We start from the raw sequence: 8,668 nt of genomic DNA, 5'->3' as shown, positions 1-8,668 counted from the left end.
AAGTTAAGTGCTCTTACGCCAATGGTACTGCATCTCAAGATGTGGGAGAGTAGGTAACCGCCAAACCTAGCAATAACCAATAATCTCTATATACGTACAATATTGACGCGGGATGGAGCAGCCCGGTAGCTCGTCAGGCTCATAACCTGAAGGTCGTAGGTTCAAATCCTACTCCCGCAACCAATAAAAAAGGCCTCAGAGCAACAACACGCTCGAGGCCTTTTTGTTTGTGTCCGACAAGTGTCCGAAAAGCCAACTGTCTTCGTGCCACCTGATACAAGCCCAACCCTACCCGGTACACCTTTTTTGTGGCTCCGGCTAGTCGCCGTATATACGAGCGTGTATTTAGGATGGAACGATACTCGCTTGGTGTCGTTGGAACGACTACGGTGCCTTGGGCGCACAAAATCTTGGCGTGCTTGCCGTTTAGTTTGACCTCTTGCACCGCAAGTCCCTCGCGTTTGCAGTAGTCAACGATGCTGCGTAACTCCTTGCGCATTTTCCCTCCGAACTGGCATGAGCCACCTTTGTCACGCCTCCCTCTTGTGATTTCGCGGGATGAGATCACGAACATGAAATGGGTTGGACGCTTAGATGCTAATTGTTCCCACTTTCTGACGGCACCGAACAATCACTGGAATCGGGTATTTTTCCCTTTATCCCAATGTCATAAGGGTCGGGGGTGTATCTTTGGGGGCTTGTTTTGGGGCATGGTATAGTTAAGGGGGCGATGCGCTGACGGCGCGGTTTGCCCCCTATTTTTCAAACTGCATGGCACGCTGCGCAGTCAATGACTGCCCAGCTTCGGGAAAGTCAGGCACGTCATCGGCCCGGCACCACCATACAGATATGTTGCACCGCGTCCCCTGACGCTAGGCGGCTGATTTGCTATTGGCCGCAGCGGGGATGTAGTTCAGAACGGGGGCCAGCCAGCGCTCGGCCTCGTCCAAGCTCATGCCTTTACGGTGCGCGTAATCTTTTACCTGATCGCGCTCGACCTTTCCGACGCCGAAATAATAGCTGTCAGGATGACCGATATACAGCCCGGACACAGATGACCCCGGCCACATCGCCATACTTTCCGTCAGGGCGACGCCGGTCGCGGCTTCGGCGTCAAGCAAGCTGAAAAGGGTGCGTTTTTCCGTGTGATCGGGCTGGGCAGGATAGCCGGGCGCGGGGCGGATGCCATTGTAGGGTTCGCCAATCAAGGCCTGAGGATCAAAGGCTTCATCCGGTGCGTAGCCCCAGAATTCGCGCCGCACCTTTTCGTGCAACATTTCAGCCATTGCTTCGGCAATGCGATCGGCCAGCGCCTTCACCAAAATAGCACCATAGTTGTCATTGGCTTTGTCCAGCCGTTGGGCGATTTCGATCTCTTCCGGGCCTGCGGTGACGACAAATCCCCCCACATGATCCGCGCCTTTACCTTCGGGGGCTACAAAATCTGACAGGGCCAGATTGGGCCGGTCGCCGCGCTTGGCGGTTTGTTGGCGCAGGGTGTGCAAGGTCGCCAGTCTTTCGTTTCGGTCTGCATTGGTGAACAGATGAATATCGTCGCCAACCGTATTGGCGGGCCAGAACCCCACCACTGCGCGCGGTGTGAACCAGCGTTCTGCGATGATCCGCTGTAGCATATCCTGCGCATCGGCGAACAGCGCGCGGGCAGCTTCGCCCTGTTTTTCGTCGTCCAGAATCTTTGGGTACACGCCGCGCAATTCCCAAGTCTGGAAAAACGGTGTCCAGTCGATGTAACGAGCGATTTCAGCCAGATCCCAGTCCGGTAGGACGTGGGTGCCGATAAAGGACGGGGCTGTTGGGGTATAGTTGGCCCAATCCAGTTGAAGCGCATTGGCCCGTGCGTTGGACAGTGGCAGGCGGTTCTTGGCGCGTTCCGCGCGTTCGTGCTTTTCCGCAACATCGGCATATTCAGAGCGCAGGCCCGCAACGTAATCGGAATTTTGCGCGGGGCTAAGCAACGCACCGACAACCCCAACCGCCCGGCTGGCATCGGTCACGTAAACGGCGGCCCCCTTTGCGTATAGCGGTGCAATCTTGACGGCGGTATGCACCTTGGATGTGGTTGCCCCGCCGATCAACAACGGGATGTTAAACCCCTCGCGCTCCATTTCAGAGGCGAGATGCACCATTTCATCAAGCGATGGCGTGATCAGGCCGGACAGGCCGATGATGTCGACGTTTTCATCGCGGGCGGCTTGCAGGATTTTTTGCGGCGGCACCATGACGCCCAGATCCACGATTTCGTAATTGTTGCACGCCAGAACGACGCCAACAATGTTCTTGCCGATGTCGTGAACATCGCCTTTGACGGTGGCCATCAGCACCTTGCCAGCGGATTGCCGCCCCTCGCCACCTGACAGGCGCTTTTCCTCTTCCATGTAGGGCAGCAACACTGCGACGGCTTGTTTCATCACGCGGGCGGATTTCACCACCTGCGGCAGGAACATTTTGCCCGCGCCGAACAGATCGCCCACCACATTCATTCCCGCCATCAGCGGGCCTTCGATGACGTGCAGGGGGCGTTCGGCGGCGGCGCGCGCGGCTTCGGTGTCTTCTTCTATGAATTCCGTGATCCCGTTGACCAGCGCATGTTCCAGCCGTTTTTCAACCGGCCAGTCACGCCAGGCCAAATCGCGTATCTTTTCTTCGCGCGCACCGCCCCGGAAGCGTTCGGCGATGTCCAGCATTTGTTCGGTTGCGGTTCCGCCATTCCGGGGTTTGCGGTTCAGCACCACGTCTTCGCAGGCTTCGCGCAGGTCCGGGTCGATCTGGTCATAGACGGCCAATTGTCCGGCGTTGACGATGCCCATATCCATGCCTGCCTTGATGGCGTGATACAGGAATACAGCGTGCATTGCTTCGCGCACGGGTTCATTGCCGCGGAAGCTGAACGACAGGTTCGATACCCCGCCCGAAACATGCGCGTGGGGCAGGTTTGTTCTGATCCAGCGCGTCGCTTCAATGAAGTCGACGCCGTAATTGTCGTGCTCCTCGATCCCGGTTGCGACGGCAAAGACGTTGGGATCAAAGATGATATCCTCGGGCGGGAAGCCCATGTCTTCGACCAGAATGCGATAGGCACGGGCGCAGATTTCGGTTTTGCGGGTAAAGGTATCGGCCTGCCCGGTTTCATCAAAGGCCATGACCACAACCGCCGCCCCATAGGCCATGCACAACGCGGCATGGTGGCGGAATGCCTCTTCGCCCTCTTTCAGGCTGATCGAGTTCACCACGGGCTTGCCTTGGACGCATTGCAGCCCCGCCTCGATCACGTCCCATTTGGAACTGTCGATCATGATCGGAACACGGGCGATATCTGGTTCCGAGGCGATAAGGTTCAGGAATTCGATCATCGCCTGTTTGCTGTCAATCAGGCCTTCATCCATGTTGATGTCGATGATCTGCGCCCCGTTTTCCACCTGATCCCGCGCGACGTCCAGCGCGGCGGCATAGTCGCGGTTTACGATCAGTTTACGGAACCGGGCAGAGCCGGTGACGTTGGTACGTTCCCCCACATTCACGAAAGGGATGTCAGGGGTCAGGACAAAGGGCTCTAGCCCGGAAAGACGCAGATAAGGGGTCATGCAAGTACCTTGCGCGGGGGGAAAGAGGCGACGGCATCCGCAATCGCACGAATATGATCTGGCGTGGTGCCGCAGCATCCGCCAACGAGGTTAACGATACCTTCGCGCGCGAAGTCGGCCACTTGGGCGGCGGTCTGGTCCGGGGTTTCGTCATATGCGCCAAACGCGTTGGGCAGTCCCGCGTTGGGATAGGCGCAGGTGAGCGAAGTAGCGACGCTTGCAATTTCGGCCATGTGGGGACGCATCGCCGCAGCCCCAAGCGCACAGTTCAGCCCAACGGAAAAGGGCCGGGCATGGGCAACAGAATGCCAGAATGCCGTGGGTGTCTGCCCCGAAAGCGTTCGGCCAGAAGCATCGGTGATCGTTCCCGAAATCATCAGCGGCAGGCGCCGCCCAGCCTTGGCAAAGCTTTCAAAGGCGGCAAAAATCGCTGCCTTAGCATTCAGCGTGTCAAAGATGGTTTCAATAAGGATCAGATCCGACCCGCCCGCGATCAGCCCGTCTATTTGTTGGCCATATGCGGTTCGCAGGTCATCAAAGGTGACAGCGCGATACCCCGGATCATTTACATCGGGGCTGATGCTGGCGGTGCGGTTTGTCGGGCCTACGGCACCAGCGACAAAACGGGGTTTGCCGTCTTCGCGTGTTGCCCGGTCCGCCGCACGCCGCGCGACCTGCGCCCCGGCAACATTCAGATCATAGACCGCAGATTCCAGACCATAATCGGCCTGTGCGATTGTGGTTGATGAAAACGTGTTGGTTTCAAGGATATCGGCCCCGGCCATCGCAAATTGAAACTGTATATCCTCAACCGCTTGCGGTTGGGTCAGGACCAGCAGATCGTTGTTTCCTTTCTGCGGGTGGTCCGGGTGATACTGATGCCGACACCCCGGCCCGTGGATATGACCATTCGCGGTGAAGTCCTCCTCGGTCATGCCAAGGGCCTGGATCATTGTTCCCATTGCCCCGTCAAGGACCAGAATACGCTGCGCCGCAAGGCTGCGTAACACCGCCAGAGAGGGGGCTTCGGGCAAGGAAAAGTTAAGCATGGTCGTCAGAATCCCATCGGTATGCGAGCAGCTACTATAGAGATTTATCAACATGAGGAAAATTGAATATTGTGACGAATGATTATGAGAGGCTTTCACAATCAGGGCGAATTTCGCGCCTATTGTGGGTTCTTCATATGATGCCGATGCAGAATATCCAGAAACAGCCGGGAAATCCGGTTCACCTGCGGGGACCGGCGGCTGACGGCGGCAAACCGGCTGCGATAATACAGATGGTCCGGTAAAATTCGGCGCATCCTGCCCTTTTCTACGAAACTGGCGGCCAGATGGTCGGGCAGGAACCCGATATAGCTGCCGGATAACACCAGCAGCGCCAGCGTTTGTTCATTCTGTACCTTCGCCGTGGTGCGAACCCCCAGTTTCTTGCTGAATTGCAGGTTGGGGGAATTGAATTTCAGCCCCACGAAATTGCTTTGCTTCAGATCATTCATCGTCAACCCATCGGGGGCGCGGTCGAAAAACGGGTGGGTATCGGAACAGTACAGAAACATATCCTCGCCATAGATCGGCAGATAATGCAGGGCGCTGTTGGTGCGGTGCATGGTGGTGATGCCGATATCTACCGCGCCTTCCATCACCTGTAGTTCAATCTGGGTGGGGGCCATCAGGGACAATTCGATTTCAACCTCGGGGGCGATGGCGTTAAATTCGGCAATGGCATGGGCCAGATTGGCCTCGGGGTTGGTCAGGAACTGATCGAACATCGCCAGATGCACGGTGCCGACCAGTTGCTTTTTCACCTCGTTCACCTGCGACCGGAAGTTTGACACCGCCCCCAGCAGCGTTTCGGCGGCCTGCAACACTTTGGCTCCGTCATCCGTCAGCGAAAACCCCGCCGGGCCGCGATCACATAGGCGCAGCCCCAGCCGGTGTTCCAGATCGGACAGGTGTTTGGAAATGGTGGAGCGCCCGATATTCAGCTCGGTTTCCGACGCGGCCAGCCCGCCACATTCGGCCACCGTGCGAAAGATTTGCAGCAGCTTCAGATCGGCATCGCCAATCTGCGGAAGGATTGCGTGACCTGCCATGATATAATGTTTCCAATTTATCAAACCTTGCGCGCAGAAATCTATATTTTCGCAACCTTTGAAACAAGCTATCCCGGCGATAAATGTCAGAATTTCGCCCAACGTGGCGCATCGTACAACAAGGGGACGCCTGATCATGAAAATGACAACCGAAGAAGCCTTCGTCAAAGTCTTGCAACGTCATGGAATCGAACATGCTTTTGGGATTATCGGGTCGGCCATGATGCCGATTTCGGACCTGTTCCCAAAGGCCGGGATCACCTTTTGGGATTGCGCCCACGAAGGGTCCGGCGGGATGATGTCCGATGGTTACACCCGCGCCAGCGGCAAGATGTCGATGATGATCGCCCAGAATGGTCCCGGCATCACCAATTTCGTGACCGCCGTGAAAACTGCCTATTGGAACCACACGCCGCTGTTGCTGGTGACGCCGCAGGCTGCGAATAAAACCATCGGGCAGGGTGGCTTCCAAGAGGTCGAACAGATGAAGCTGTTCGAGGATATGGTCGCCTATCAGGAAGAGGTTCGCGACCCATCCCGCGTGGCCGAGGTGCTGACCCGCGTTATCGCCAAGGCCAAACAGGCATCGGCCCCGGCGCAACTGAACATTCCGCGCGATATGTGGACCCAGATCGTAGCTATCGACATCCCCGAACCGATCGAATTTGAACGGTCCTCGGGTGGGGAAAATTCGGTGGCGCGGGCGGCGGAATTGCTGTCCAACGCGAAAAATCCGGTGATCCTGAACGGCGCGGGTGTGGTGCTGTCCAAGGGTGGGATTGACGCGTCCAAGGCGCTGGCCGAACGTCTGGATGCCCCGGTTTGCGTGGGTTATCAGCATAACGACGCGTTCCCCGGTTCACACCCGCTGTTTGCCGGGCCGCTGGGCTATAACGGGTCCAAGGCCGCGATGGAGCTGATCAAGGATGCCGATGTCGTGCTGGCGCTGGGCACCCGTCTGAACCCGTTTTCCACTTTGCCGGGCTATGGGCTGGATTATTGGCCCGCCAATGCGCAGGTCATTCAGGTGGACATCAACCCCGACCGGATCGGCCTGACCAAGAAAATCGCCGTGGGCATCGTGGGCGACGCGACCCGCGTGGCCAATGGTATTCTGGCGCAACTGGCCGATGGGGCCGGGGATGCGGGCCGCACCGAACGCCGCGACCGTATTGCACAGACCAAATCGAAATGGGCGCAACAACTGGCTGGTATGGACCATGAAGAGGACGATCCCGGCACCACATGGAACGAACGCGCCCGCGCCGACAAACCCGAATGGATGAGCCCCCGCATGGCGTGGCGTGCCATTCAGGCCGCATTGCCGAAACAGGCGATTATTTCATCCGACATTGGCAATAACTGCGCGATCGGGAATGCCTATCCCAGCTTTGAAGATGGCCGCAAATATCTGGCCCCCGGCTTGTTTGGCCCCTGTGGCTATGGCCTGCCTGCGATTGTCGGCGCAAAGATTGGCTGCCCGGATGTGCCGGTTGTGGGTTTTTCCGGGGATGGGGCCTTTGGCATCGCGGTGAATGAACTGACGGCTATCGGACGGGGCGAATGGCCCGCGATTACGCAGATCGTGTTCCGCAACTACCAATGGGGCGCGGAAAAGCGGAACTCGACCCTGTGGTTCGACGATAATTTCGTTGGCACCGAACTGGATGAACAGGTCAGCTATGCCGGGATTGCCCGCGCCTGCGGTCTGCAAGGTGTCGTCGCCCGCACGATGGACGAACTGACCGACGCGCTGAATGCCGCGATCAAGGACCAGATGGAACACGGCAAAACCACGCTGATCGAGGCGATGATCAATCAGGAACTGGGCGAACCGTTCCGCCGGGATGCGATGAAGAAACCTGTTGTCGTGGCCGGGATTGATGCGGCCGACATGCGCCCGCAACAGGGGTAATGCAATGACCGGAACTGCCGCATTGCGTTTTTCGCCTCAGGGGATTTCCCGGTTCGTGCAAACGAATTTCCGGGGCTTCCTTGTGGCGGCGGTTCTGGCGGCTGCGGCCAAGTTTCTGTCGGAACATTACGGCGCACCCGCGATGCTGATGGCGCTGCTTTTGGGCATCGCCATGAACTTCCTGTCCGAAGGCGGGGTTTGCAAACCGGGGATCGAATTCACCGCCCGCACGGTGCTGCGCTTTGGTGTGGCGCTGCTGGGGGTGCGGATCAGTGTGGAAACTATGCTGGATCTTGGCCCGCACCTGATTGGGCTGGTGATTGCCGGGGTGATCCTGACCATCCTGTTCGGCATTGTCGTCGCGCGGCTGCTGGGGCGGGGGACGCGCTTTGGCGTGCTGACGGGTGGATCGGTGGCCATTTGCGGGGCATCCGCGGCGATGGCGATTGCCGCCGTGCTGCCCAAGAACGATGAGTCCGAACGCAACCTGATCTTTACCGTGATCGGTGTCACCGTCTTGTCGACGCTGGCGATGATCATCTATCCGGTGCTGGCAGGCATGTTTCAGTTTTCCCCGGAACAATCCGGCGTCTTTCTGGGGGGAACAATTCATGATGTGGCGCAGGTGGTCGGGGCAGGATATTCAATTTCCGAAGATACTGGCGATGTCGCGACACTGGTCAAGCTGATCCGGGTGGCGATGCTGGCCCCGGTGGTGCTGGTGATTTCGCTGATTGTGCGACGCCAAGGTGCGCAGACCAAAGGCAAACGCCCGCCGATCCTGCCGTTGTTCGTGGTGGGGTTCCTGATCCTTGGGGCGCTGAATTCGCTGGGGCTGGTGCCTGCGGCGCTGATCCCGGTCCTGTCGGGCCTGTCGCAATGGGCGCTGCTGATTGCGATTGCAGCAGTGGGGATGAAAACAGCGCTGAAGAACGTGTTTGAAATCGGTACTCAGGCGATTGTTCTGATCGTTGCGGAAACCGTGTTTATCGCGCTTTTCGTGATGGGCGGGATGCTGGCACTTGGGGGCTGATCCTTTCGCGTGCTTGTTCC

Annotated in this window: 5 protein-coding genes and 1 tRNA gene; 3 read left to right on the top strand and 3 right to left on the bottom strand. The window is 58.0% G+C overall.

The features are described 5' to 3' along the window. Window positions 1-106: 106 nt before the first annotated feature. A tRNA-Met gene (locus FN828_RS18100) sits at window positions 107-183 on the top strand. A 689-nt stretch (window positions 184-872) separates the two neighbouring features. Here the strand turns inward: FN828_RS18100 and metH are convergent. From metH to FN828_RS18085, 3 genes are all read right to left on the bottom strand, one after another. Further along, window positions 873-3,602 (bottom strand): methionine synthase, encoded by a 2,730-nt coding sequence (gene metH, locus FN828_RS18095; RefSeq protein WP_142494777.1) that lies wholly within the window; start codon window positions 3,600-3,602, stop codon window positions 873-875. Further along, window positions 3,599-4,651, bottom strand: a complete 1,053-nt coding sequence (locus tag FN828_RS18090) for a homocysteine S-methyltransferase family protein (protein ID WP_142494776.1) — start codon at window positions 4,649-4,651, stop codon at window positions 3,599-3,601. Before FN828_RS18090 ends, metH begins: the two co-directional genes overlap by 4 nt. Window positions 4,652-4,770: 119 nt before the next feature. Continuing rightward, window positions 4,771-5,700 carry a LysR family transcriptional regulator gene (locus FN828_RS18085; RefSeq protein WP_142494775.1) on the bottom strand — a complete coding sequence of 310 codons (930 nt, stop codon included), beginning with the start codon at window positions 5,698-5,700 and terminating at the stop codon, window positions 4,771-4,773. A 136-nt stretch (window positions 5,701-5,836) separates the two neighbouring features. Here FN828_RS18085 and xsc point away from each other — a divergent pair, with 136 nt between their 5' ends. Further along, on the top strand, window positions 5,837-7,615 hold the full coding sequence (gene xsc / locus FN828_RS18080; protein ID WP_142494774.1) for a sulfoacetaldehyde acetyltransferase: 1,779 nt from the start codon (window positions 5,837-5,839) through the stop codon (window positions 7,613-7,615). Window positions 7,616-7,619: 4 nt separating this feature from the next. Next, window positions 7,620-8,648, top strand: coding sequence for a YeiH family protein (locus FN828_RS18075; protein ID WP_142494773.1), 1,029 nt, complete (start codon window positions 7,620-7,622; stop codon window positions 8,646-8,648). The last annotated feature ends 20 nt before the right edge of the window (window positions 8,649-8,668 follow it).

The sequence above is a fragment of the Thalassovita litoralis genome (assembly GCF_900182725.1).
Taxonomy (GTDB): domain Bacteria; phylum Pseudomonadota; class Alphaproteobacteria; order Rhodobacterales; family Rhodobacteraceae; genus Thalassobius; species Thalassobius litoralis.
The sequence above is the reverse complement of the archived record's forward strand: the minus strand, read 5'-3'. Positions and strand labels throughout refer to the sequence as shown.